Source organism: Natronocella acetinitrilica, from assembly GCF_024170285.1.
Classification (GTDB): domain Bacteria; phylum Pseudomonadota; class Gammaproteobacteria; order Nitrococcales; family Aquisalimonadaceae; genus Natronocella; species Natronocella acetinitrilica.
In genome coordinates, this window is record NZ_JALJXV010000004.1 from 197,479 (window position 1) to 222,664 (window position 25,186).

21 protein-coding genes and 1 tRNA gene are annotated in these 25,186 nt (G+C 60.8%); 19 read left to right on the plus strand and 3 right to left on the minus strand.

The genetic code is table 11. From position 1 onward, the window contains the following. Positions 1-3 precede the first annotated feature (3 nt). The 15 genes from J2T57_RS09685 (at position 4) to J2T57_RS09755 (ending at position 18,725) form a co-directional block, all read left to right on the plus strand. Complete coding sequence (locus J2T57_RS09685; RefSeq protein ID WP_253477271.1) at positions 4-1,074, plus strand: branched-chain amino acid ABC transporter permease; 1,071 nt, start codon at positions 4-6, stop codon at positions 1,072-1,074. Next, complete coding sequence (locus tag J2T57_RS09690; RefSeq protein ID WP_253477274.1) at positions 1,068-2,315, plus strand: ABC transporter substrate-binding protein; 1,248 nt, start codon at positions 1,068-1,070, stop codon at positions 2,313-2,315. The genes J2T57_RS09685 and J2T57_RS09690 overlap by 7 nt, the downstream gene beginning before the upstream one ends. A gap of 39 nt (positions 2,316-2,354) precedes the next feature. After that, entirely contained in the window at positions 2,355-3,140 is a 786-nt protein-coding gene (locus J2T57_RS09695; protein WP_253477277.1) for an ABC transporter ATP-binding protein, read from the plus strand. After that, entirely contained in the window at positions 3,133-5,415 is a 2,283-nt protein-coding gene (locus J2T57_RS09700; RefSeq protein WP_253477280.1) for an ABC transporter permease, read from the plus strand. Before J2T57_RS09695 ends, J2T57_RS09700 begins: the two co-directional genes overlap by 8 nt. After that, on the plus strand, positions 5,375-6,235 hold the full coding sequence (locus tag J2T57_RS09705; RefSeq protein ID WP_253477283.1) for a phosphoenolpyruvate hydrolase family protein: 861 nt from the start codon (positions 5,375-5,377) through the stop codon (positions 6,233-6,235). The genes J2T57_RS09700 and J2T57_RS09705 overlap by 41 nt, the downstream gene beginning before the upstream one ends. 80 nt (positions 6,236-6,315) lie before the next feature. Then, positions 6,316-8,064, plus strand: coding sequence for a flotillin family protein (locus tag J2T57_RS09710; RefSeq protein ID WP_253477286.1), 1,749 nt, complete (start codon positions 6,316-6,318; stop codon positions 8,062-8,064). A gap of 15 nt (positions 8,065-8,079) precedes the next feature. Then, positions 8,080-8,520 carry an SRPBCC family protein gene (locus tag J2T57_RS09715; protein WP_253477289.1) on the plus strand — a complete coding sequence of 147 codons (441 nt, stop codon included), beginning with the start codon at positions 8,080-8,082 and terminating at the stop codon, positions 8,518-8,520. A 3-nt stretch (positions 8,521-8,523) separates the two neighbouring features. Further along, positions 8,524-10,056: an SRPBCC family protein gene (locus J2T57_RS09720; RefSeq protein WP_253477291.1), complete on the plus strand. Its 1,533-nt coding sequence runs from the start codon at positions 8,524-8,526 to the stop codon at positions 10,054-10,056. 38 nt (positions 10,057-10,094) lie between these two features. Then, positions 10,095-10,970, plus strand: coding sequence for an NAD-dependent epimerase/dehydratase family protein (locus tag J2T57_RS09725; protein ID WP_253477293.1), 876 nt, complete (start codon positions 10,095-10,097; stop codon positions 10,968-10,970). A 178-nt stretch (positions 10,971-11,148) separates the two neighbouring features. Beyond that, the gene (locus tag J2T57_RS09730) at positions 11,149-12,096 is read left to right on the plus strand and encodes a helix-turn-helix transcriptional regulator (RefSeq protein ID WP_253477295.1); all 948 of its coding nucleotides are present in this window, start codon (positions 11,149-11,151) and stop codon (positions 12,094-12,096) included. Beyond that, complete coding sequence (locus J2T57_RS09735) at positions 12,089-14,731, plus strand: sensor domain-containing protein (protein WP_253477297.1); 2,643 nt, start codon at positions 12,089-12,091, stop codon at positions 14,729-14,731. The genes J2T57_RS09730 and J2T57_RS09735 overlap by 8 nt, the downstream gene beginning before the upstream one ends. Before the next feature lie 104 nt (positions 14,732-14,835). After that, the gene (locus J2T57_RS09740; RefSeq protein ID WP_253477299.1) at positions 14,836-16,611 is read left to right on the plus strand and encodes a DEAD/DEAH box helicase; all 1,776 of its coding nucleotides are present in this window, start codon (positions 14,836-14,838) and stop codon (positions 16,609-16,611) included. A 94-nt stretch (positions 16,612-16,705) separates the two neighbouring features. After that, positions 16,706-16,782: transfer RNA gene (locus J2T57_RS09745), tRNA-Val, on the plus strand. Between the two features lie 73 nt (positions 16,783-16,855). Continuing rightward, positions 16,856-17,608 (plus strand): sulfite exporter TauE/SafE family protein, encoded by a 753-nt coding sequence (locus tag J2T57_RS09750; RefSeq protein ID WP_253477301.1) that lies wholly within the window; start codon positions 16,856-16,858, stop codon positions 17,606-17,608. A 289-nt stretch (positions 17,609-17,897) separates the two neighbouring features. Next, positions 17,898-18,725 (plus strand): MipA/OmpV family protein, encoded by an 828-nt coding sequence (locus J2T57_RS09755; protein WP_253477304.1) that lies wholly within the window; start codon positions 17,898-17,900, stop codon positions 18,723-18,725. A 351-nt stretch (positions 18,726-19,076) separates the two neighbouring features. Here the strand turns inward: J2T57_RS09755 and J2T57_RS09760 are convergent, their stop codons facing one another. Continuing rightward, positions 19,077-20,837, minus strand: a complete 1,761-nt coding sequence (locus J2T57_RS09760; RefSeq protein WP_253477307.1) for a mechanosensitive ion channel family protein — start codon at positions 20,835-20,837, stop codon at positions 19,077-19,079. Between the two features lie 149 nt (positions 20,838-20,986). On the opposite strand from J2T57_RS09760, the gene J2T57_RS09765 reads away from it, so the two are divergent. From J2T57_RS09765 to J2T57_RS09780, 4 genes are all read left to right on the plus strand, one after another. Then, the gene (locus tag J2T57_RS09765) at positions 20,987-21,832 is read left to right on the plus strand and encodes an SDR family NAD(P)-dependent oxidoreductase (protein ID WP_253477310.1); all 846 of its coding nucleotides are present in this window, start codon (positions 20,987-20,989) and stop codon (positions 21,830-21,832) included. Between the two features lie 202 nt (positions 21,833-22,034). Continuing rightward, positions 22,035-22,553, plus strand: coding sequence for a sigma-70 family RNA polymerase sigma factor (locus tag J2T57_RS09770; RefSeq protein ID WP_253477313.1), 519 nt, complete (start codon positions 22,035-22,037; stop codon positions 22,551-22,553). Next, positions 22,550-23,332: an anti-sigma factor family protein gene (locus J2T57_RS09775; protein ID WP_253477316.1), complete on the plus strand. Its 783-nt coding sequence runs from the start codon at positions 22,550-22,552 to the stop codon at positions 23,330-23,332. The genes J2T57_RS09770 and J2T57_RS09775 overlap by 4 nt, the downstream gene beginning before the upstream one ends. Positions 23,333-23,495: 163 nt before the next feature. Then, complete coding sequence (locus J2T57_RS09780; protein WP_253477318.1) at positions 23,496-23,984, plus strand: hypothetical protein; 489 nt, start codon at positions 23,496-23,498, stop codon at positions 23,982-23,984. A gap of 179 nt (positions 23,985-24,163) precedes the next feature. Here the strand turns inward: J2T57_RS09780 and J2T57_RS09785 are convergent, their stop codons facing one another. Both J2T57_RS09785 and J2T57_RS09790 read right to left on the minus strand, forming a co-directional pair. Next, positions 24,164-24,553, minus strand: coding sequence for a VOC family protein (locus J2T57_RS09785; RefSeq protein ID WP_253477320.1), 390 nt, complete (start codon positions 24,551-24,553; stop codon positions 24,164-24,166). A gap of 13 nt (positions 24,554-24,566) precedes the next feature. Then, entirely contained in the window at positions 24,567-25,178 is a 612-nt protein-coding gene (locus J2T57_RS09790; RefSeq protein ID WP_253477322.1) for a DJ-1/PfpI family protein, read from the minus strand. Positions 25,179-25,186: the final 8 nt, after the last annotated feature.

The following is a 25,186-nucleotide window of genomic DNA, read 5'->3' on the forward strand; positions in this document are numbered from 1 at the left end:
CTCATGGCATCCATTCTCGATGAGACGACAAGCAAACCTGTGACGAGTGCCGGGACTTATGGGGTGATCTCCGGTATCCGCTGGTACCACTTCGTGGTCGTCGCCCTGCTGATTGTCTATCCCTTTACGGTTGGCAGTTTCTGGACCGTACAGATCGGTGCGCAGACGCTGATTCTCGGGCTCATCGCCCTGTCGTTGATGCTGCTTGCCGGGTATGGCGGCATGGTCTCTCTGTCGCAACTGACCGTAGCCGGGCTGGCTGGTTACATGGTGGCAATTCTTGGCACCGCCGCCAGTGGGCTTGGCATGGGCTGGCCACCTTTCGTGGTGATTCCACTGGCCATCATTGCGGGTACGGTCTTCGCAACCTTGATCGGCTGCATCTCGGTGCGCACATCCGGCATCTACACGATCATGATCACCCTGGCCATCGCCGTGGCCTTCTATTTTTTCGTTCTTCAGAACCTGCCGGTATTCAATGCGTTTGACGGGTTCGCCGGGGTGCGGCCACCGTTGTTGTTCGGCATGAACCTCCGCCAGCAGAATCACTTCTATTTTCTCTCATTGGCCGCAGCCGCCTTCGGTTACCTGCTGGTTCTGTACATATCCCGATCGCCATTCGGTCTGGCGCTACAGGCGATTCGTGACAACCCCCGACGCATGCGAGCCCTTGGTTTCAACGTCAATCTGCATCGCATCGCTGCCCATGCACTGGCCGGCTTCCTTGCCAGCCTCGGCGGCGTGCTGCTGGTCTGGCTCAACACCCAGATTTCTCCGGGGTCGGTGGGCCTGGGGCCGGTCATCAGCATCCTGATCATCGCCATTCTCGGCGGAATCCTGCATCCCATCGGACCTTTCATCGGCGCCCTGATATTCATCCTGATGGAGAACTTCGCCATGCAGCTTATCGCTGGCGACCGGTTCAACACTCTGATCGGTATTGTTTTTCTGTTAATAGTGCTGTTCTCCCCGGATGGCGTTCTCGGCCTCTGGGGGAAGCTAAAAGCCTGGTACAGGCAAAAAAACCCGTTTGTAAACAGGCGGGACCACGAGGAGGAGGAAAAGCAATGGTGAAGAAAAGCTTGCTAATGGCGGCAGCGGCATCGGTCGCCCTGTCCGGAGGGATGGGGACTGTCCATGCGGATGAACCGCTTCGCATCGGCGTGCTCGCCACCCTTGAGGGCGTGTTTGCGGCGTCCGGCCAGGACGGGATGCGCGGTTTCCGCATGGCCATGGAGAAGTGGGGACACGAAGCAGGAGGCCGTGAAATCAGGATCTTCGAGGCATCTTCCGACGCATCGCCGGATAGCGCCCTGCGCGCCGCCCGACGCCTGGTCGAGAACGACGAGGTCGACATCATGATCGGCCCGCTGTCCGGCTCCGAAGGTATCGCCATCAAGAACTACTCCATGGAACATCCCGGAGTCACGTTCCTGAACGGCAGTTCAGCCGCGCAGCAGACCACCCTGGAGGATCCATCGGAGAACTTCTTCCGTTTCTCCACCGATGGCGTGCAGTGGCAGGCCGGACTTGGCTCTTACGTGTACGAGGAAAAGGGCTATGAGTCGGTGGCGATCATCGCCGAGGACTACTCGTTCCCGTACGCGTTGATCAAGGGCTTCATGACCGAGTTCTGTGACGCCGGTGGAAGGGTGCCGGAGAAGTTCTTCGTACCATTGGAAACCCGCGACTACTCATCGGTCATCGCCCGTATGCCCCAGGACGTGGATGCCATCTACGTGGCATTGGGTGGTTCGGACGCACTCAACTTCCTGGAGCAGTACCAGCAGATGGGTGGCGCCAAGCCCATGATCGCCGGTTCGATCACGGTTGATCAGTCGGTACTCTCCGCTCGTGGTCGTCAGCGTGACTACCTCATCGGTACCCCCACCGCGGGCCCTGTGGCCGACAACTACGAGGGCGAGGAGTGGCAGGAGTTCGTCGCGACCTATCGTGAGATGTTCCCGGACGGTCTTCGCTCCCCCGGCCTGTTCGCGCATTCCTATTACGTGAACACGCTCGCTGCGTTGACGGCGCTGGATCAGGTCAATGGTGATCTTTCCGACGGTCATGCCGCCTTCCGTGAAGCGCTGCAAAACCTGGAACTGGAGACGCCCACGGGTGTTATCCAGATTGACCACAACCGGCAGGCAATCGCGGATGTGTTCATCACGGAAGTTGCGCAGGACGATGATGGTTCTCTCTATAACCGTGTCGTCGACGTCCGCCACGGTGTGAACCAGACCCTGGGCTTCACCGAGGAAGAGTTTCTCGCGGGTGGTTTCGCAGCCCGTGACAACCCCGAGTGTCCTTAGCAACGGCACGTATCCAGCGAAGGTGGCTCGGATAACAACATGGCTTTAGAGACCACAACAGCGGCAACCCGCTCCATGTCGGCAAGCGCCCTGGAACTCCAGGGCGTAAGCCGCCACTTTGGTGCCCTTGTGGCACTGCGAGACATCACCATCCGTGTGGAGCATGGTGAGCGTCGTGCGGTGCTGGGTGCCAACGGCGCGGGCAAGACGACGCTGTTCAACGCAATCACGGGTGACTTCCCGCCGACGGCGGGCAGCATCCGTTTCTTTGGAGAAGACGTCACGACGTTACCCGCGGCGGAGCGCATCCGCCGCGGGTTGCGGCGTACCTATCAGAACTCTCAGCTTTTCAAAGGGCTGAGCGTACTGGATAACCTCTTTCTCGCGGTGCGCGGTGTCTCCCGGGGGCGGTTCTCCTTCCGCCGGCCGGGTCTGGCTGATCCAGCCATGCGCTCAGCCCGGGAGATGATGGACGCCGTACGTCTTTCCCATCTGGCCCAGACCCCTGTGGCGGATCTCGCCCATGGTCAGCAGCGTCAGTTGGAGATCGGCATGGCGCTGGCCGGCGCCCCGCGGCTCATTCTGTTTGACGAGCCCGCGGCCGGCCTGTCTTCGGTGGAGCGTCGGGAGCTCGTTGAGCTACTGAAAGGCCTACCGGAGCACATCGCTTACATCATCATCGAGCATGACCTCGATGTTGCCTTGCGTGTCGTGGATTACTGCACGGTCATGCACAACGGCGAGATGTTCAAGGAAGGCAGACCCGAAGAAATAGAGGCGGATGCCGACGTACAGCGCATATACCTGGGGGACGGTCATGGCTGACGAAAAGACAGGTCGGACCGGAACACCCGTGCTGTCGGTCCGTGATCTACAGGTGGCCTACGGTCATGCCCTGGCCCTGCAGGGGGTCAGCTTCGACCTGCAAAGCGGCATTCTCGGGATCGTCGGCCGCAACGGAATGGGCAAGACCACGCTTTGCAATACGTTGATGGGGCTAGTTTCCCACAAGAGCGGAAGTGCACGCTTCAAGGGCAGGGAGATGCTCGGGCTGAGGCCCAATAGAGTGGTTGGCCTGGGGGTTGGGTATGTGCCCCAGGGGCGTCGCGTCTGGCCATCATTGAGTGTGGATGAGCACCTGCGACTCGCTGCGCGGAGCGGGCGCCGTGGAGCCTGGACGGTTGATCGCGTCTACGAGACATTTCCCCGGCTGACCGAGCGACGCCGCAATGGTGGTGCGCAGCTCTCCGGCGGCGAGCAGCAGATGCTCGCCATTGGTCGCGCCCTCCTGGCGAATCCGGATTTGCTCATCATGGATGAGCCCACCGAAGGGCTCGCCCCCGTGATCGTGCAGCAGCTTGCCGGCCTGCTGAAGGACCTGGGGGAGGGTGGCGAAATCTCGGTCCTTTTGATCGAACAGAATCTTGGCGTCGCGCTGGATGTCTCCGAACGCATTGCCATCATGATGAATGGTCAGATCGTTCGCGACATGTCGGCGGCTGAGCTGGCTGCTGACAAGGCACTGCAGCAGCAGTTACTCGGGGTGGGGCGTCAGGAAGACTCTCTCGATCCCCTCGAGTCCGACGACCCGGGCGTCGATACCGGCGAAGGGGCAGCGGATGAGCCCATGGTGTTCCGTGTCCGCCGCGAGACCTCGGAGTCGGACGAGGGGCCTGCCCCCGCCTATGTGGCGAGCGGCGCCCCGACGCGCTGGTCGTCGGGTGATCCGGCCCCTGGTGGCTGGCGTCCATCCAGTCGCGGGAGTGGCGAGCGGCCTGCGGATGCCACCGCGATCACGCCGACCGGAACAACGTGGGACTCAGACCGCCCAGCGGATATCCCCCAGGTTTCCGTCGCCGATATGGTTGCCCACGTTGCTTATGTTGCCGGCACCTTCGACACCAAGGGCCAGGAGCTGCGCTTCATCGAGAACCGGTTGAAGCGCATGGGCCTGCGGACGCGAACGGTTGATCTCAGCACCAGCGGGCGCCCTTCATCCGCCGATGTGGGTCCGACGGAAGTTGCCCGCTATCACCCCGGCGGCGCCCAGGCTGTATTCACGTCTGACCGCGGCAGTGCGGTCAGCGCCATGGCTGAGGCTTTCGAGCGTTACCTGCCCACCCGCCGGGACGTGGGCGGCATCATCTCTGCCGGTGGTTCCGGCGGGACGGCGTTGGTGACCCCGGCCATGCAGCGTTTGCCCATCGGTATACCGAAGATGATGGTGTCGACGGTGGCGTCGGGAGACGTGCAGCGCTACGTGGGTGCCAGCGACATCTCGATGATGTACTCGGTCACCGACGTCCAGGGTATCAACCGTATCTCCGAGCAGGTGCTGGCCAACGCAGCCCATGCCCTCGGCGGGATGATCTCCCACATCGGCAGGCAGCAGAACACCGCCCGCAAGGCTGCTATCGGGTTGACAATGTTTGGCGTCACGACCCCTTGCGTGCAAGCGGTGGCCCGGGATTTGGCTGACGATTATGACTGCCTGACCTTCCACGCCACCGGCACGGGCGGGCAGTCCATGGAAAAACTCGCGGACTCCGGCATGTTGTCCGGGGTGATCGACGTCAGCACGACGGAGGTTGCTGATCTCATCGGAGGCGGCGTGTTCAGCGCCGGTGAGGATCGTCTCGGTGCCTTCATTCGGCAGTCCATTCCCTACGTGGGCTCCTGCGGTGCCCTGGACATGGTCAACTTCCACGCCATGGATACCGTGCCGGCGCGTTTCCGGGGGCGAAATCTCTATCGCCACAACCCCCAGGTCACGCTGATGCGGACTACCCCGGAGGAGAATACCGCCATCGGCCGCTGGATCGGCGAGCGACTCAATCAGTTCCGCGGTCCGGTGCGTTTCTTCATTCCCGAAGGGGGCGTGTCACTTCTGGATGCGCCGGGCAAGCAGTTCTGGGATCCGGCGGCAGACCAGGCACTGTTCCAGGCGGTCGAGCAGGCGTTTCGACCCACTGGCAACAAACGCCTCATCAAGCTTCCACACAACATCAATGACCCGGAGTTCTCCCGTGCGCTGGTGGAGGCCTTCCGGGAGATCATGAGTGAGCAACAGACGGGGGGACGACGGTATGCCGCGGTTTGAGCGCCAGGCGTTGCTGGACAAATTCCACGGAATGATCGATCGCGGTGAACCCATCGTCGGCGGTGGCGCCGGCACTGGGTTGTCGGCCAAGTGCGAGGAGGCCGGAGGCATCGACCTCATCGTGATCTACAACTCCGGGCGTTACCGCATGGCGGGGCGTGGTTCCCTGGCGGGGCTCATGGCCTATGGCAATGCCAACGAGATTGTCGTGGAGATGGCCTCGGAAGTGCTGCCGGTGGTGAAGCAGACACCGGTGCTGGCCGGGGTCAATGGTACGGATCCATTCATGATCACCGAACACCTGCTGGGTCGGCTCAGGAATCTCGGTTTTTCCGGCATCCAGAATTTCCCCACGGTTGGCCTCATTGACGGCACCTTCCGCGCCAATCTGGAAGAGACGGGCATGAGCTACGCCATGGAGGTCGAGGTGATCCGCAAGGCGCGGGAAATGGAAATGCTCACAACGCCTTACGTTTTCTGCGAGGACGATGCCAGGGCCATGGCGGACGCTGGTGCCGACATTGTCGTCTGCCACCTGGGACTGACCACCGGCGGTGCCATCGGTGCAGAGACAGCGCTGAGCCTTGACGACTGTGTCCCGATGATCAATGCCTGGGCGGCCGCCGCCCGGGAGGTCAAGCCGGACGTCATCGTGCTCTGCCACGGTGGTCCCATCGCCATGCCGGATGATGCCGCCTACATCCTCGGCAAGTGCCCTGATTGCCACGGGTTTTATGGCGCATCGTCCATGGAGCGTCTGCCGGTGGAGCAGGCGCTGATCGAGCAGACGCGGAAATTCAAGGGTATTCGGCGAGCCTGAGCGCAGCCGCTCGGTGATCGCGTAGGTGCCGAAACCTTTCTGATAAAAACAGCGGGCCGGGCCCGCAGACGGAGGAGAGCATGTCTGGTGCAGCGTTTGGTTGGACGATACTGGGGATCATCATCCTCGCGGCGATCATTGTCGGGGTCGTCTATCTGCTCAACTGGCTTTACCGCCGGTCGACGAAGGAGACCGCCTTCGTGCGCACCGGTCTCGGTGGCGAGAAGGTTGTCAAGGACGGCGGTGCCTTCGTGTTGCCCATTGTTCATGAAGTGATTCCGGTCAACATGAACACGCTGCGCCTGGAGGTGCAACGGGGTCAGGATCGGGCGCTGATTACCCGCAACCGGATGCGCGTGGACGTGGTGACGGAGTTCTACGTACGCGTCAAGGCGACTCATGAGGGAATCGCAATCGCCGCGGAGAGCCTGGGGCGGCGAACCATGCAACCGGATCGCCTCAAGGAACTGGTGGAGGGTAAGTTCGTTGATGCCCTGCGTTCCGTGGCCGCGGAGATGACCATGGAAGAGATGCATGAAAAGCGCGGCGAATACGTCAAGCGAGTCAAGGCGGCGGTGGCTGAAGATCTCGCCAGCAGTGGCCTGGAACTGCAGGCCCTGTCGCTCACCGGCATGGATCAGACGGCCATGGAGTATTTCAGTCCGTCCAATGCCTTTGACGCCGAGGGTCTGACCCGGCTGACCCAGGAAATCGAGCATCGCAAGAAGCTGCGCAACGATATCGAGCAGGACACCCTGATCGAGATTCGCAACAAGAACCTGGAAACCGATCGCATGGTGCTGCAAATCGATCGGGACACCGAGTTCGCCCGCCTGGAGCAACAACGTGACGTGGAATCCCGCCGCGCACTGCAGCAGGCGGAAATCGTCCGCGAGCAAACACAGTACGAGCGGGAATCCGAGCAGTCGCGCATCAGTAGCCGCCTGGAAACCGAGCGGTCACGAATCAGCATGGAGCGCGGTCTGGATGAAGAGCGCATTCGCCGCGAGCGGGAAATTCAGGAACTGGAAGTCGAGCGCCGCAAGGCCCTCGAACTGGCGGAGCAGAATCGTCAGATAGAGATAGCCGAACGTTCCCAGGCGCAATCAAAGGCCCAGGTTGCCGCCGAGCAGGCCCGAGGCAAGGCAGTGGAGGCCGAGGAGCAGGTGTTCACGGTACGTGAGCGCGAGGCAGCGGAACGGAGAAAGGCCGTGGAGCTTATCCTCGCCGCCCAGGAGGCCGAGCGCGAGGGTATTCGTCTGCGCGCCGCCGCCCAGGCTGAGCGCGTCGCCGCCGAGGATCGGGCCGAGGCCCGGCGACTGGCTGCTGAAGGCGAGAGCGAGGCCGAGAAGCTTCGGGCCCTGGCTGCCAAGCTGCGCTACGAGATCGACGCCGAGGGCCGTCGCCAGATGAACGAGGCCAACAACATACTGACGGTGGAGTCGCGCCAATCGGAAATGCGCAACAAGCTGTTGGACAAGCTGGAAGGCATTATCCGCGAGAGCGCCAAGCCCATGGAGCGCATCGAAGGTATCAAGATTCTCCAGGTGGACGGACTGACCGGGCCTTTGACACCCGCCTCACGGGGCAGCGAGGGTGGCAGTGGCAACCTGGCCGACAACGTGGTGAACAGTGCCCTGCGTTACCGCGCCCAGGCGCCGTTGCTGGACTCTCTGCTGCGCGAGGTCGGTTTGCAGGGAGGTGATCTCAATCGCATGGTCAGCCGCGTGTCCAATGACGCGGGCATCTCGGCGGAGGAGCGTGTCGGCGGTGATCAAGCCGACGATGGGTCTGCAGACAACGCCGCCAAGGCCCGCAAGAAGCCCTGACGTCGGAGAGATTGTATGGTCAAGGTCTACAGATCCAGCGTCATCAACGCACCCGCCGATCGGGTCTGGCGGGTTGTACGGGACTTCAATGCCCTGCCGGAGTGGCATCCGGCGATCGCCGAGAGCCGAATCGAGCAGCATCATCCGTCGGACAAGGTGGGCTGTATTCGCAACTTTTCGTTGAAGGATGGTGGGCGCATCCGTGAACAACTGCTGGCCCTGTCGGATTTCGAGTTTACCTGCGTGTATTCCATCCTCGAGTCGCCCATGGGCGTCGATGACTACATCGCAACGTTGAAAGTCACCCCCATCACCGATGGCAACCGCTGCTTCATCGAGTGGTCGGCAGAGTTCGAGTGCGCCCCTGGCCGTGAGCGCGAGTTGTCGGAACTCGTCGGCAACAGCGTCTTTCAGGGCGGGTTCAATGCGCTGAAGGAACGGCTGGGCGGTCGCTGAGCGATGGGCGCACCTTTCGGTAAGCGGGTTACCGTCACCCGCAGTACGGTCATCAATGCACCGATCGACGTGGTGTGGGGTCTGATTCGGGACTTCAACGGTCATGATCGCTGGCATCCGGCGGTTGCCAGTAGCCGCATTGAGGACAACCGGCTTCCCGACGCGGTTGGTTGCGTGCGTGACTTCAGCCTGCAGGATGGTGGCCGTATTCGAGAGCAATTGCTGAGTCTGTCTGACCGGAATCACTGCTTCACCTACTGCATTCTTGAAGCACCGTTGCCCTTGAATGGCTACACATCCACGGTGACTCTGAAGCCGGTGACCGATGGCGAGCAAACGTTTTGGCACTGGGAAGGTCGATTCCAGCCCCCGCCAGGTCTTGCCGACGAACTTGTAGAGATTGTCGGCGGCCAGATTTACGAGGCGGGTTTCGACGCCATTCGCCAACTGTTGGAGCGACGGCCAGCGGCTCGAACGGAGCCGGTGGAGCCTCCGACGCCAGCGAAACTGGTTCGAACGCCGGTATCAGTGGGTGCCGCCGTGTCCGGGCATGAGAGCGTACGCGGTCGCGGCATGATTGCCACCACCTACGGCGGTCCGGAGGTTTTCGCTTCGGAAGATGTCACCGCGCCGCCGCCGGAGCAGGGTCAGGTGCGGCTCCGGCACACTGTTATTGGCCTGAACTTCATTGATGTCTATTGCCGCTCGGGCTATTTCAAGCTGGCGGAGCCGCCCGCCATCCTCGGTATGGAGGCAGCAGGTGTTGTCATGGATGTGGGCGCTGGTGTCCGCCATCTCCGGGCCGGAGATCGGGTTGCCTATGCCTGTCCGCCACCAGGCGCCTATTGTGATGTCCGTACCATGGATGCGGCGCTTGTGGTGCCACTCCCTGACGCCGTGTCAGATGAAATGGCGGCGGCGGCAATGCTCAAGGGCATGTCTGCAGAGTTTCTGTTGCATCGGGTCCATGACGTACAGCCAGGCGAGGTCGTATTGGTGCATGCGGCCGCTGGCGGCGTGGGTTCGCTGCTTTGCCAGTGGGCCGCATTGAAGGGCGCCACCGTGATCGGTACCGCCGGTACGCCGGAGAAGGCCCGGCGGGCCCAGGAGTTCGGGGCCCAGCATGTGATTGTCTATACAGAGGAGGATTTCGTTGCGCGGGTGCAGGCATTGACTGGAGGAAAGGGTGCCTCCGTCGTGTATGACGCAGTGGGCGGAGACAATCTTGGAAAATCCTATGCGGCGCTGGCGGTGCGCGGGCATCTCGTCAGCTTTGGTCAGGCCTCCGGGCACATTGACCCCATAGATATTGCCGAATATGCAGGAAAGTCTGCCACTATCAGTCGTCCCAATTTCGCACATTACGCCAGTACAACGGCGGACGTGATGTCCATGAGCGACCGGCTGTTTCCCCTGCTGGCAGATGGTCGACTCGGCGTCGAGATCGGCCATCGCTTCCGGCTCGAGCAGGTTGCCGAGGCCCATCGTCTCCTTGAGAGTCGCGGCACCACGGGTGCAACGATCCTGCTACCTTAGGGGACACTAGCGGGCGCGGCTAAGCCGTGAGGAGACGAATGACAGAGGCTGGCGAGATTCGACGCGTTGCCGTGACCGGCGGCGCCGGAAGGCTTGGCCGCTACGTGGTTGCAGAACTCGCAGCGCATGCCGACTTGCTGGTGGTTGATCAGCAGCATCCTGAACGCCTGCCGGACTGCGAGTTCCGGCAGGCCGATGTCACCGATCTTCAGGCCCTCAGGCACGCTTTTGCCGGTGTCGATGCGGTTATCCACCTGGCAGGGATCGATCTGGATTTCCCCCGCGGGCCGGAGGATTTCATTCAGGTCAACGCCATGGGTACCTGGAACGTGCTGCAGGCGGCTCGAGAGTGTGGTGCTCGCCGCGTGGTGCTCTGCTCCAGCGTCATGGCCTCCGGTTTGCCGGAAATGCGCGAGGATCACGCCCCCGCCTATCTGCCCATCGACGAGGATCACCCCGACCGGCCGGGCCACCCCTACGGTCTTAGCAAGCAGCTCGCCGAGATGATGGCGGGGAGTGTGCGAATCGGCGGCCCAATGCAGGTGCTCTGCCTGCGGCCCATGATGGTGTCCCTTCCCGAGAACATCCCGATTCTGCAGGCCAAGGCCGCCGATCCGACGACCCGTTGGACGTTCTCCCATATCGGGCCAGAGGACTGCGCCAGGGCGTTCCGCTGCGCGCTGTTCGCAACCGGTGTGCGTGACAGCATCTTCTACATCACCGCGCCGGACAGTTGCATTTGCGAGCCAACCCTTGGTTTTGCCGAGCGTGTCTTCGGTCGCTTGCCGGCATTGCGACGCCCGGATGTGTATGCCGCAAACCCCCGCGCCTCCTTGTTTGATGGGAGCCGGGCGCGGGAGCAGCTGGGTTTCGAGCCGGCGCAGGCCTGGAGCCAGCTCACCTCCGATCGGTAATCGGTGCGCCAGTGGCCCTTGCCATCCTATCTTCCCGCTTGATCCCTGCTCACGCCTCCTGCTAACTTCAAGTTATTGAGAGCCGTGGAAAAACGGCATTCCTGCCGATCTCGTCGCCGGTGACGCACAGCAAGGAGGGCTGAGCCGCGTCCGTTGGTGATTGGAAGACAGAGAGACGATGCGACAGGACTTAAGTGGCAGTGTCAGCGAGTTCTTGCTACATGTGCACGATGCAAGCGCCCGCTTGGCACCGGAAGACTTTCAGATGTGGACACTGCGCGAATTGCAGCGCCACATCGATTTCGACTTCGCGATCTGGGGTGCCGGCGACGGCCACGACCGCCGGCTGCATCGTGCCAGTGTGTACAACCAGGTGGAAACACTGTTCCAGACCTGGGAGCCGGTTAAGAACGAAGACGGTTACGCCGATCTCGTGATTGGCAATACCGGGAAGACCTGGACGCTGAGCCAGGTGCCCAACGTCTTTCGCACCCGAGCGTACAATGAGCACTGGCGGCTCTACGATGCGAGAGAAATGCTCTCCACCATGCAGGTCGATCCGGTCACCGGCCTTCACGTATTTGTTACCCTGTCCAGGGATCGTCTCGAACGGCGCTTTACCGAACCGGAGCGCCGCTTCAAGAACCTGGTGACCAAACACCTGTTTGTCGCGGCGCGCCACAATGACCAGGCACAACTCGGTCGAACCGGCGCGCCTGCTGCACTTATCGATCATCTTGGCCATGTGCATGCCAGCCTCCCCGGTTTCATCGAACTCATCGTCGACGAATGGGGGGCAGCGGCAGGTCGCCGATTGCCGCGGGCGGCCGCGCAGGACTTGTGGCAGCGAGGACATCACGAAGCCCTGGGTCTGCATCTTGATGCCGAACCGGCCGGCACCCGGTTACTGGTGCGGGCGCGTCGCCGCGCAGCCCTGCCGCCATCGTTGAGTCGGCGGGAGCTGGAGGTCGCCTGGGCCTACGCCAATGGCAAGAGCCAGAAGATGGTGGCGCGGGAACTCGACATCTCGCCCACTACCGTGCATACGCATTTGCGCCGCATCTACCAGAAACTCGGCGTCACCGACAAGGGCGCACTTGCCCTTTGGCTCACCAGACATGGTTGACTGCTTGATCATGACCCCCGTCGATACAACCGGCAGCAGCCCAAGTTTGCTGACGGCTGATGCCCAACTTTTGCGCGACCTGACAACGACGATCCCTGGCGCGATCTTCCGGTTTCGACGTGATGCCGATGGTGAGTTCCACATCGAGAGCATGAGTGAGGGGCTACGGCGAATCACTGGAGTCCCCGACAATATCGATCTGACAGATCTGCGCGGATGGATTTCCCGCATTCCCCTTGAGCATGTAGAGCCCTATCTGCAAAGCATCGATGCTTCCGCCAGGAGCCTGACCCCCTGGAGTCACGAATGGCCGATCGACGTGCCGAAAGGCCGAATCTGGTTGCAGGGGTTGTCCCAACCCCATCAGGCCGACGATGGCAGCGTTATCTGGAATGGTCTGCTGCTCGATGTCACCCGCCGCAAACGCGCCGAAGAGGAGCGCATGCGGGTGGAAACCGACTACCGCTCCATCTTCGAGAACACCACCGAAGGTATTTTCCGCTCCTCCCCAGATGGTCGACTGCTCGACGCGAACGCACCTCTGGCGCGCATGCACGGGTTTTCCACCAAGGAAGAATTGCTCGAAGCCGTGAACGACCTGGCAAAGGACTACTACGTGCATCCGGAAGACCGCACCACCATCCTGGAGGTGCTGAACCGCGATGGCCATGTCGAAGGCTTCGAAGCGGAAGTCTATCGCATCGGGACCGGTGGACGCTTTCGTCAGCAGGAGAACGCCCGCGTTATCCGGGATGCCGCCGGCGAGGTGCTCTACTACCAGGGTACCGTCCGAGATGTAACCGAGGAGTACCAGGCCCACCGGCTTGCGAGTCGTCGCGCCGAGATTCTCGAACTCATCGCCCGTGATGCGCCGCTGGAGAGCGTGCTCAAGCAGGTCATACGCGTTGTCGAGGAGTATCGGGAGGGCTATACGGTGGCTGTCGTCCTGCAACGGCAGGTCGGCCTGGAGATTGCGGCGGCGCCCAATCTGCCCTCGCGATGCTGTCACACCATTGATTGCCGTGCTCCGGAGGAGGTCGGCGGAGCGATCGCTGCGGCAATCGCCTCCGGTGGCATCCGGCTGCAAACGGATGTCGGTCGTGTCGACGACAGTCCGCTGCAGATTTCCATGCGGGAGGTTGGGTTCTCGGCACTGCTGGCAACCCCGATCAAGGACAGCGAGGGTACGGTCCTTGGGTTGTTGGCTGCGTTTTCGACGGTAGTGAATGCCTTCGGCGATGACGTGCGTGGGGTACTGAGGGAACTGGCGCAGATCACCGCCATTGCCCTGGAGCAACAGCGCCTTGCAGCCCGGTTGTTCGAGCAGGCGCATTTCGACGCACTCACCGGTTTACCGAATCGCGTGCTCATGGAAGACCGCATGAATCAGGTCATGCGCGAGGCGCGCCGGCGTGGATGCAGTGCGGCAATCATGTTGCTGGATCTCGACGAATTCAAACTGGTCAATGACACCCTGGGCCATGATGCCGGTGATGCGTTGCTGCAGCAGGTGTCGGTGCGGCTCAGGGCCTGCGTGCGGCAATCCGATACGGTGGCAAGATTCGGTGGGGATGAGTTCGTCCTCATTCAGCCGTTCGGTGATGACGGCGACGATCCGCGTGGGGGAGCTGAACGCGTCCTGGAAACACTGAACGAGCCCTTCCTCATCGACGGGCGGCAGGTGTCGGCGCGCCCCAGCATCGGGATCGCCCTCTACCCCCAGGATGGCCATACCGTGGCGCAACTGATCCGTGCTGCGGACACGGCGATGTACGTTGCCAAGCAGGGTGGCAAGAACCAGTATCGATTCTTCGATGAGTCCATGAATCTCGCCGTGAATGAGCGGTTGCGGCTGGAGCGTGAGTTGCGCGATGCGCTGCAGGCCGGCTTGTTGAGTTTGTGCTTTCAACCACGTGTCTCCCTTCAAGACGGTTCCATTGCCGGCGCGGAAGCCCTGTTGCGTTGGCAGCATCCGGAACGGGGTTTGCTGATGCCCGCGGATTTCCTGCCCGTGGCCGAGCAGGCGGGACTGATGCCGGAACTCGACCGTCATGTGCTTGCGCTGGTAATGAGGCAGTTCGCCGCCTGGTCAGGCACCGCCGCTGCGCTGACCTTTTCAATGCAGTTGTCCGCGGAGACCCTCGCGCGACGCAATGTGGGTGATGAGCTCGGGGCTTTCATCGCGGAGTCGTGTCCGACAGGAATGCTGCTGGAGCTTGAGATCACCGAGAGCGCCCTGCTGCAGGACGCTGACCGCGCAGCCGGTGAACTTGAAGCGCTGCGCAAGCACTGTCCTGACTTGCGGCTCGCGCTGGGTGGCTTCGGCGCCGGCTACTCCTCACTGCGCAACCTGGCGAAACTGCCCATCGAGACGTTGAAGATCGACCGGTCCTTCGTGGCCGATCTGGGGCAAGCGGATAAACGGCGCATCGTGGAGCCCATCATCCGGGCCATATGCGACCTTGGCAGCAGCCTGAGCCTTTGGGTGGTTGCTGACGGCGTCGAAACCGCCGAACAGCAGCGACGCTTGCTGGCCCTTGGGTGCGATCGCGGGCAGGGCCTCCTATTCGAGCAACAGGAATCGCCGGCGGATTTTCAGAGTCTGTTTGAATCCGGCGCGACCTTTCCCCGATGAGTTGCTGGTAGCCGGTCCCGCGAAGCGACTCAACAAGCTGTTCGGCGACGATGTACAGCAGCGCGTACAATGGAAGAAATTCATCACGCAGAACTCGAAACCCCGTGGCATCAGATAACAGCATTCCCTCAGATTTCAGAAGCTTTGGTCTCGCCGAACCACTCCTGACTGCCCTGGATCAGGCCGGCTATGAGGCACCCACAGCCATTCAGGCTCAGAGCATTCCTCCGTTGATGACGGGGCAGGATTTGCTTGGTCAGGCGCAGACCGGCACTGGCAAGACCGCAGCGTTTGCCCTGCCGATGCTCTCGCGCCTGGACCTGACCCGTCGTGAGCCCCAGGTTCTGGTGCTGGCGCCGACCCGTGAACTGGCCATCCAGGTCGCCGAGGCTTTTCAGACCTACGCCAGGAATCTACCTGGTTTCCATGTGCTGGCCGTGTACGGGGGGCAGGAGTACGCCATACAGCTCAAGCAGTTGCGCCGTGGTGCGCATGTGGTCGTGGGGACGCCTGGCCGAGTCATGGATCACATGCGTCGGGGAACCCTGAAGCTGGACGCCTTGTTCGCCCTGGTGTTGGACGAGGCCGACGAAATGCTGCGCATGGGCTTCATCGACGATGTCGAATGGATCCTGGAGCAGACCCCGGAAAACCGTCAGGTTGCGCTGTTCTCCGCGACCATGCCCGATGTCATCCGCCGGGTTGCCCGGATGCACTTACGCAACCCTCTGGAAGTGCGGATCGCCTCATCCACCACCACCGTCAAGACCATTCGCCAGCGCTACTGGCGGGTCAGCGGGCTGCACAAGCTGGACGCCCTGTCACGGGTGCTGGAGGCGGAGCCCTTTGACGCCGCGCTGGTGTTCGTGCGCACCAAGACGTCCACCGTCGATCTGGCGGAGAAGCTCACCGCACGCGGTTATGCCTGCGAAGCGCTGAACGGTGATGTGCCCCAGAAGTTGCGGGAACGCACGGTTGAGCGATTGAAAAACGGCCAGCTGGATGTGGTCATCGCCACCGATGTCGCCGCCCGGGGGCTCGACGTGGAGCGGATCAGTCACGTCATCAATTACGATATCCCCAACGATACCGAGTCCTACGTGCATCGGATCGGCCGCACCGGACGGGCCGGACGCAGCGGTGAGGCGATCCTCTTCGTGGCTCCAAGGGAGCAGCGCATGCTGCAGGCAATCGAGCGGGCCACCCGTCAGCCCATCGAACGGATGGGTATGCCCAGCGCCGACGATGTGAACGAGCAGCGAATCGCACGCTTCCAGCAACGCATCAGCGATACCCTTGCCGGGGAAGATCTCGAGTTCTACCTGCGCCTTATCTCCGATTACGTGCGTGACCAGGAAGTGGACCCTGTGCGGGTAGCCGCAGCGCTGGCAAGGATGGCGCAGGGTGAAACACCGTTCCTGCTCCCGGAGTCTTTGCCCCCGGTCCGGGAGAAAACGGAGCGTGATGCCGGAGCGCCACGCAAGCGCGCCCAGCATGCCCCCAATTCCGCCGCCGATATACGCCCGCTGAAAGATCATCCGGAGATCGTCCTTGCGCGATACGTGGTGGACGTGGGTTACGAACACGGCGTCAAGCCGGGAAACCTGGTTGGCGCCATCGCCAACGAGGCCGGAATCGACAGCAGCTACATCGGTGGCATTGACATCAATGACTCCCAGGCAACCGTGGATCTTCCAGCCGACATTCCCGACGAGTTGCTCAAGCACCTGAAAACGGTGTGGGTGTGCGGCCGTCGGCTTGGCCTGCGTCGTCTGGGAGAGTCGCCGCCAAAGGCGGCGGCAAGCAAGCGCCAGACAGGTCCTGCGGCAAAGCCTGCGCAGCGGGCCAAGCGCAAGCGTAGCCCAGGGCGCAAGGCCTGATTCTGTCGGCTTCTGCCCCGCGCCTGGAAGACATCGGGTATCCAGGGCTTGGCCAAGCAGATTCGAGGTTGTAGACTATGCCAGCTTCAACGACAGGCGCGTAGCTCAGCTGGTTAGAGCACCACCTTGACATGGTGGGGGTCGTTGGTTCGAGTCCAATCGCGCCTACCAGACAGATCAAGGGCTTACGGTTAATCCGTGAGCCCTTTTTTTCGCCCGAAACAGTTGGCAATGAGGCAAAAGCGTGTTTGAACCCTGGACCGTGCTCGTAGTATTCGGGGCGTTCCTGTTCGCCGGTGCGGTGAAAGGTGTTACCGGGCTCGGTCTGCCGACCGTCAGTCTCGCGCTCCTGGTTGTAGCTCTCGATCTGCCAACGGCGATGGCGCTGCTGCTGATACCGACGTTGGTTACAAACCTTTGGCAGTCCGTGGTAGGCGGGAACGCCAAAGTCATACTCATCCGCCTTTGGCCATTCCTGCTGATGACCATCGTCACGGTATGGATAGGCGTGCTCGCCCTCGCACGCCTGGATTTCGCCCTGCTCACGGGTCTCCTTGGCGCGTTGCTGGTGATCTACTCGCTGGTGAGTCTGGGTGGAATCAGACTGACGGTCCCGCCCAGACACGAGGTGTGGGCCGGCCCCCTGGCCGGGTCTGTCAGCGGCGTGCTGACCGGTATGACCGGGTCGTTCATCGTTCCTGGAGTGATGTTTCTGCAGGCCATAGGGCTACCCCGCGACGTGCTGATCCAGGCGATGGGGATATCGTTTATCGCATGCACCGCGGCACTGGCCATTGCCCTCCAGCAATCGAACTTCTTCAGCGTGGAGCACGCGATACTGTCAGCCGGCGCGGTTGTGCCGGCCATCGTGGGAATGGTCGGCGGACAGGCGCTGAGGAAGCGCATTTCCGAGCAGCGATTCCGCACCGTATTCTTCATCGCGCTTCTCTTGCTTGGTGCGTACATCGTCGTGAATGCCATTCGTTCTCTTCTTTAAGGAAGCGCTGAAGTATTGACGCCGCCGCGCTCGAGTCCGGTTTTCGTTCGTGGCTAGAAGCAAGGTGGTGCAGGTATTTCCCTGATTGGCCTGACCAATCTGTACCTGGCGAGGAGACAACTGATGCCTTGAGGGCGGAAATCCGCCCGCTGAGCCCGAAAACGGGTTCTTGGGGGCCAGATGGCTCCTGAAAAATACATGAACTCGCCACCAAAATAACGCGTATAAGTAGCGAACGACCATACTCTCGTGGTCGGCTTTGTCGGACCTCACATAGGAAGCATTATTCATGACAAAGTTTACAGGTTTGGTGTTGATCATTTTTATACATGGCTTCTTCTTTCAAACAGCATTCGCGCAAGACGAAAGAATAGCGTTAGTACCTTTGCCCTCAGTCGACGACTTCACCAGAGGTAAGGATGGCTGGGGTTTAGGGCTGGGCCTTGGTATTGAATATGAAACTGCATACGAAGGCTCAGACGAATTTGGTTTTGAGATCGATCCTGCTGGTGCATTGCAATGGCGCAGAGAGGATAATATTTTCTTTTGGGCTGGTGAAGCGTTAGGTTGGCGTGGTTTACGTGCGGATACTTGGTTACTCGAGGCCCTTGTTGGATTCGATGAGGGTCGTGAAGAAAGTGATTCCGACAAAGGTCGTTTAGATGGACTCGGTGATGGCGAAGAAGGTTTCGAATTGGTTCTACAAGCACGCCGTGCTTTCGCTGCCGATTGGCGTAATTGGTTGGTTGGCCGGGTTATCGCTGGAGAGAATGGGAACCTTGGCCTCTTTGGCGTAGGCCGCCGCTTCGGCGATAAATTTGACGGTTCCGGCTCTGAGATTAATCTCGTTGCGGTGTTGCACGATAGCGATTTTGCCAATAAAGATTTTGGCATCACCGCAAAGCAGTCTGCTGCATCCGGATTGGATGAAACTAGAATGAGCGGTGGATTTCGCTCACTTGGCATCAATTATAATTACCGGCATATTATCAACAAGAATTGGCAGATTTTCGGTGAAGCACTCTATGAGCATTATAGTAGCGACGTTCGAGCTAGCCCAATCGCTCGCAGTAACTATGAGGCCGAAGTAGGCGGCGGGTTCATTTACGTATTCTAGATTGATTAATATTTTATTACTTTGCGTGCGCGGTGTGTCCGGATTGCTGGCTCGCGCACGACACTGTTATTGAATGCCCGCTATTAAACTCCAAGCCGTCTAAGGAACGAAGGCATGAGGCTCGACGTACTCACTGCCGACGCCTAATTCCATCGAGCGAACTTCAAGACGATCAGTGCGCGCGAAATCTAGTCAATGGTCACCGCTTACAGTGTGCGGGAAGTCTGGAGATGCGGTGTGGCAAATGACAGTCAGCAGTTCATTGGGGCGACCAGTTGGACCTGCCCGTTAACCCTCGTAATGTTCCAGGCTTGATAAGGATGCCCTGGCTGTGGCGGACACATGCAAGCTTCAAGAACAAGACTCATCGACACCACCGGTTTCTGATGGTGGGCGAGTATCCCGTCTCTCGCCTTGCGCGATATCGTGATGGCTGAGCACTACAACCTCTCTTGGCCACCACTCCGGATGCTCGTCCCGAATGAAGACCATCAACCTCTCGCGGATCTGCATTTCAGCGACCCAGCCGGCGAAGGGATCGGATGCCACCAGGTAGCAGGATATCGTCTGAGCAGTCTCGGTCTGTCCCGTCACGTAGCAGGACAGATTGTGATGCTCGACAACGCTTTCCTCTTCCTTGGCGAACGCCAGAAACTTCTCCCTGATGGTCTGAATGTCGGCGCTCAAATGGAGGATCAACTCCAGTGTTCGGTACATTTTGGCGCTTTCGATCGATAAATTCTCGAAAGGCCGGGAGACAAAGTACGTTACGGGCACGATCAGTCGCCGCTTGTCCCACACCCGCAGCTGAATGAACGTGTAGAAGATGCCTTCCACGTAGCACCACTGCCCTTCGAACATGACCAGGTCGCCGATGCGAATGGGCTTTGCCAGCGATAGCTGAAACGAGGAAAGAATGTTGCCGAGGATGGCCTGGCCGGCAATGCCTACCAACACTGCAAGCACGCTCGCTGACGCCAGCAGCGTCAGACCCAACGTCTCGAACAGCGGGATCTGGCTTAACACATAGACAGACACCGCGATCACCGTGACCAGAATGATGATCCGACGCACCGCATAGAGGGAGGTCAGCAGCTCGCGTTCATCCCGCGGCTTGGTGTCGTCGATTTCTCCCATGATGCGCCGTGTCACCTTGAGCAGGATGGTGTCCACCAGGCGAAGCGCTATCGTACCGACGCCCCAGGCGATAAGAATGATCAGCAGGATGCGTATGAAGGTGGTCGCCACCGCCGTGAAGGAAATCGCGTAGTCGAGCAGTGCCTGGGCGACGAACGCCATGACGAGAAGCGCTGTGGGGACCCTGATTCTGCCGGCAAAGATGCTTAGCGCACCGGAGGGAAACCAATACGCCAGCAGGCCGACCAGAGCGTAGACCCCCCATCCCACGAGGCCAATGGCCAGCAGGAATACCGGTATGGCGATCCACTCCCAGATCTCGAGCCCGCCGAACGAGGCCTTGAAGCGCTCCGGAATATACTCCTCGAGTAGCGAGGGACCGTATTCCTCGTAGAGCAAGGGGATCGACGACACGCTGTTCGGCGTAATCAGCCAGATGGGCTCCTCGTCATCTACCCGATATCGCCCCAGGCGAATGTCATAGGCTTCGCCATCCACGGTGAGAGATGCCAGTTTGATATCCCGCTGGGGCTCACCTGCCCGGCGATGCTGATCCGACGGGTCCTCGACGGCGGCGTCCGGTCGCCCGGAAAGGCGGGAAACATTGATCCACTCACCGCGCTTGAGCACCTCCGCGAGTTGTCTGGCCAGCAGGCTACCCGTCTCCTGTTGCTCGGTACTGTCCAGAGCTGAAAGGTTGAGAACATGCGCGGCGGCAGCAAACTCCTCCTGTTCGACAAACTCCAGAAAACTGCGAATCGCATCCCGTGGCGTCAGTCGCTTGAGATTGTCGGGTGGTTCATCGAGCCCGACGTTCAACGAATCGAGAGGAAACCATAGCCTCTCTTCGCCCACGGTTTCGGTTTGCTTCTCGGTCTCGCTCTCGCTCAGCAGCGTTTGCGCCACACTCTGGCCGGAAAAGAGGAAAGCGATTGCCAGGACCATCGGCAGAAGCCATGTGCCGTTTCCTTTCATGCGGGGCTTCCCCGGTTAGAGGTCCGACGCCAACCTTTTGCCGACAGCCCTGTGCATGGCGCGCAGGGCATCAGTGCACGATGCGTTCTGGGATGGGGCGGGTCAGACGCCGTAAGATGTCCCGCCCAGGCTCATGTGGTGATCTCGCATTGGCTGCAAGCCTAGAACCGCCGCATCATTGCCGTCTGTGCGGCGCGGCGCTCTCAAGCCAGGGGCGGCGCAGTGCTCGCATGGTCGGCATACTTCCCCTGCTAACGAGAGTCGGAGTTTCTGAGACGCGGATTTTGATCGTTGGTGCCAGCCGGGGACTTGGCAAGGCATTCATGGAAGGTTTGGGCCAGCATGGCGACCGATTGATTGGTGTGTCGAGGAACAAGCCAGCCGATCTTGCAATAGTCGATGCTTCAGTCGTCGTGGACTGGATCGAGACGGATCTGTCCGACCCCCTCAATGCGACGAAGGATATCGAGCGGAGCGTTCAGGCGGGCCTCGATGTCATCATCTGGAACGTGGGCATCTGGGAAGATCACGCGTTCGAGGACAATTACAGTTTCCTCGCCGACCGGGACGAGCAGATCATGGAGATGGTCAGCGTGAATATCACGGCGACCATCCTCGGGTTGAAAAGACTGATGCCGATCCTCCTCGACTCTGGCCATCCAAGTCTGATACTCACGGGTTCGACCTCCGGTCTGCCAAACAACGGCCAGCCTGAAGTGACCTTCACCGCCTGCAAGTTTGCACTTACGGGAATTGCGACCGCCCTTCGTGAAAGCTTTCGTGACAGTCGTCTGGGAGTTACCTGCTTGCAATTGGGTTATTTGAACACCGAGGACTCGCTGTCTGTGCCGCTCGAGCAGGCCAGTGCAAGGGGCAATGGAGCGATGGTCCCAGTCCACGACGTGGTGACCATGACCCGTGCCATTCTGTCGTTGTCCCCGGCATCCCTGGCACGGGAGATCACGCTGCCGGTATTGATGGATCAAAGGTTCTAGTGTCCCGAAACAGAAGTTCGGCAATGAGCAGCCGAACGGAAAACGTGGCAGGTGCCGAGCCTGAATGCACGGCGGCCCCCCGTCCTGCCACGGCTTGAATGATTTTTGCTGTTCCCGTGGATGAAATCGCCACGTCGCGCGTATCTATCTTTAACAATGGCGGCTGTGTGATTCCACGCGGCGATAAAGCGAGGTCGTTCCGTTGGAGAAATCGGCGCACTTCGACGCGTTGCAGACGCACATCCAGGCCTTGCGCCGTTATGCCTACGGGCTCTGCCGCGATCGATACGAGGCGGAGGATCTGGTTCAGGAGTGTCTGAGCCGGGCCATCGCCTCGGCCAACAGTCTGCGTCCCGGCGCCCCGCTCAAGCCGTGGCTGTTCCGCATTCTGCATAACGTCCACATCAGTCAAGTGCGCCAAAGGCAGGTGCGTGGACCAGTGCATGATCCGGACGAGGCGGACGGTGCGGTAGCGGCTGATCAGATGGCGTCCCTGGAGTTGCGCGATGTGCTGGCCGCGCTGGAATTGCTTCCATCCGAGCAGCGCGATGCCGTTTTGCTGATGGCGGTGGAAGATTTGCCCTATCGCGACGCCGCCGATGCCCTTGGCGTGCCGCTGGGCACCTTCATGTCACGGCTTAGCCGGGGGCGCCAGGCTTTGCGGGTACTCACGGGCGAGGATCGCGGACGGCATTTGCGCATCGTAAGAGGCGGGCAATGAGACGGGATATAACTGAAGACGATTTGCAGCGGTTTGTCGACGGCCAGCTGAGTGCCGATCGCCTCGCACTTGTGCGTCAGTACCTCGCGGAGCATCCCGAGGCACGGCGCCGGGTGGACGCCGATTTGCGCTGCAAGCGTGCCGTGCGGCGTCATGTCGCGGAGCAGGTGGATCGCGTTGACGATCCGGTGACAGCCGGGCTTGCCACGGAGTTGGCGGCGCGGCTGGAGCTGTCCACAAGTCGGCGGCCCTCCCCCTGGTGGCGGCAGACCGCGGCGGCAGTGGTCCTGTTCTCCGCTGGGTGGGGTGCCAGCCTGGGTTACGACGCTTACCGGGCATGGGCCGTGCCGCCGGTGGTGAACGGTGCTGCCAAGGCCCACCAGATCTTCGCCGAGACGAACCGGCGGCCGGTGGAGCTTGCGGCGTCCGATAGCCTGGAGCTCAAGCACTGGTTCTCCGAGCACCTGTACGCGTCGGTGGATATCCCGCAGTTGGAGGCTATCGGTCTCACCTTCATGGGTGGCCGGCTGCTCGCCACCGAGCAGGGGCCATTGGCCCAGATGCTGTACGAGGATTACTTTGGCCGCCGGCTGTCGTTCTACATATCGCCGGCTGATGCTTACAGCGGTGCCGATGTGCAAGTCGTGAAGGTGGGCGGCTTCAGGGCGGGGTATTGGGAAGATGAAGGGCTTGTCTACACCCTGGTTGCGGACACCACCAGGGAGCAGCTCTTGACCATCGCTGCGGTGATTGGCGGAGACGAGCCGACATACGAGTGATCACCACGGCCTGTGGTTCCCGGGCCGAGGTTTTGGGGAACGTCGGATCCGTTCAGGTGTTGCGCCTGGCAACTGCGGCATGGCCGAGACCAGGGCAGCGTTGGGCGGAGAGGATGCTCCCGATAACTGGCGGGACCGTCATGGTTGGGAAGGAGGTTGGGCAATGGGCATTGATATGCAGCAGATCAAGCTGGGTGGGGTTGCCGTCGCAATGACACTGGCGGTTGGGCTGGGTGGTTACTGGTACGGCGCGAGCAGCCACAAGCCGGAAATCGTGCCGGTAGTCAAGACGGGCGCGGGCTTACCGGCGGGCTCTGGTTTCGGCATTCCACTGATCACGCTCACGAGCGCGGCGCCGGGCGTACCCGTCCGCTTTGGTCCGCTGGACGCCGAGTCCACCGGGAGCCTGGTGAACCTGCAGTTCAGCACCAAGGTGGATGGACGTGGTCGGGAGGTGGCCCTGGTCAATGGCGACCTGATGCTACCGGTGCGATTTGGCCGTAACGACGAAGTGCCGAAGCAGATCAGCATTGCCTACCGCAACGGTAGCCCGGCTACCGTGCGTTACACCGGCCGACAAGGTGGTGCGACGTTCAACATCATTGAGGAATTGTTAGTCCAGGCCACGACTGACGACGAGCAGACGAACTGAGCTAGCCGATTACGGTCCGCAATCATCGCGCCCGGGTACTGTCCCGGGCGCTGTCTCAACGAGACGCCGTCAGAAGGCGGGTCTCCATATGGCTGCAGTTAAAAGTCTGGATAACCGTCTTGCTGAATTGGCGGAGGCGGTTGAGCAACAAAGGGTTCAGCGTCGGACCGATCCTACCGTCAGGGGGCCCATATGAATTCAATGCGAATACCGCTCGGCTCGTAGACGATGCAATGCTTCGCTGGTCCACCTCTCAGTAACTCCGGCGCGAATTCCACGGTGACGCCCGAATGGCCTGAAACCGTGTCGAAAATCTCCTGAAGGTCCTGCTCGGAGGCGACCTTGATTGCCACATGGTGCAACCCGACGTTTGATTTTCTATCGAATGACGCGCTGTCGGCATTGGTTTGCCAAAGGGTGAAGAAGGCTTCGCCATTGGAGACGAACTTCGCGGGGTACTCCGGCACCTCCCGCACAAGAGACCAGCCCAGGCAGTCGATGAAGAAATTCGCCGTGGCCTCAAGGTCAGATACCGCAAGGCCGAGGTGGTGGATGCCGAGTGTTTTCATTCCGGTTTTTTCCTCAATACGCTTCGCCGTTTCGATTCCACGGAAATTCCATGTAGTGCGCCGTGGATTTCGCCAGTTCCGGGCCGCAGTAGTCGGCGACAACCTCAAGTGCGGCATCTATGCCGGCGGCCACACCCCCGGAGAGGATCATGTTACCGCTGCGCAAATAGCGCACCTGGGTCTGGATCTGCGCGCTGGGAGCGGCATCCTGCAGCTCTTGAATGGCCCGGTGGTGGGTCGTTGCGGGTTGGTTATCCAGTAGCCCGGCGCGGCCCATTATGAGAGCGCCCGTGCACACCGAGAGGACAGTGCGCACCTGGGGAGCCATTTGCTGGAGGAAAGTCAGCAGGTGGGGGTCCCGGGACTGGGGCCGGGCACCGGGCCCGCCCGGCACCACCAGAATGTCCGGCACTGGGCAGTCACTGTATGTGCAGTCCGGCAAAAGCTTTAGCCCGTTTCGGGCATACACGGTGTTGTTTTCCGCTGCCACCAGTCGCACAGAAAACGGTTTGCGGTCTTCGACGAAGCCGGCCACCGAAAAAACTTCGAATGGGCCGCACACATCAAGAACCTCGACGTCGTCGAATACCACGATCGCGACATCCAGTTGTTCGTTGGCGCTCATTGGGAACC

Excerpts from the sequence above, each read along its gene's own strand:
- J2T57_RS09685 (WP_253477271.1), top strand. The coding sequence starts at position 4 with ATGGCATCCATTCTCGATGAGACGACAAGCAAACCTGTGACGAGTGCC.
- J2T57_RS09690 (WP_253477274.1), top strand. The coding sequence starts at position 1,068 with ATGGTGAAGAAAAGCTTGCTAATGGCGGCAGCGGCATCGGTCGCCCTG.
- J2T57_RS09695 (WP_253477277.1), top strand. The coding sequence starts at position 2,355 with ATGGCTTTAGAGACCACAACAGCGGCAACCCGCTCCATGTCGGCAAGC.
- J2T57_RS09700 (WP_253477280.1), top strand. The coding sequence starts at position 3,133 with ATGGCTGACGAAAAGACAGGTCGGACCGGAACACCCGTGCTGTCGGTC.
- J2T57_RS09710 (WP_253477286.1), top strand. The coding sequence starts at position 6,316 with ATGTCTGGTGCAGCGTTTGGTTGGACGATACTGGGGATCATCATCCTC.
- J2T57_RS09715 (WP_253477289.1), top strand. The coding sequence starts at position 8,080 with ATGGTCAAGGTCTACAGATCCAGCGTCATCAACGCACCCGCCGATCGG.
- J2T57_RS09720 (WP_253477291.1), top strand. The coding sequence starts at position 8,524 with ATGGGCGCACCTTTCGGTAAGCGGGTTACCGTCACCCGCAGTACGGTC.
- J2T57_RS09725 (WP_253477293.1), top strand. The coding sequence starts at position 10,095 with ATGACAGAGGCTGGCGAGATTCGACGCGTTGCCGTGACCGGCGGCGCC.
- J2T57_RS09730 (WP_253477295.1), top strand. The coding sequence starts at position 11,149 with ATGCGACAGGACTTAAGTGGCAGTGTCAGCGAGTTCTTGCTACATGTG.
- J2T57_RS09735 (WP_253477297.1), top strand. The coding sequence starts at position 12,089 with ATGGTTGACTGCTTGATCATGACCCCCGTCGATACAACCGGCAGCAGC.
- J2T57_RS09755 (WP_253477304.1), top strand. The coding sequence starts at position 17,898 with ATGACAAAGTTTACAGGTTTGGTGTTGATCATTTTTATACATGGCTTC.
- J2T57_RS09760 (WP_253477307.1), bottom strand. The coding sequence starts at position 20,837 with ATGAAAGGAAACGGCACATGGCTTCTGCCGATGGTCCTGGCAATCGCT.
- J2T57_RS09775 (WP_253477316.1), top strand. The coding sequence starts at position 22,550 with ATGAGACGGGATATAACTGAAGACGATTTGCAGCGGTTTGTCGACGGC.
- J2T57_RS09780 (WP_253477318.1), top strand. The coding sequence starts at position 23,496 with ATGGGCATTGATATGCAGCAGATCAAGCTGGGTGGGGTTGCCGTCGCA.
- J2T57_RS09785 (WP_253477320.1), bottom strand. The coding sequence starts at position 24,553 with ATGAAAACACTCGGCATCCACCACCTCGGCCTTGCGGTATCTGACCTT.
- J2T57_RS09790 (WP_253477322.1), bottom strand. The coding sequence starts at position 25,178 with ATGAGCGCCAACGAACAACTGGATGTCGCGATCGTGGTATTCGACGAC.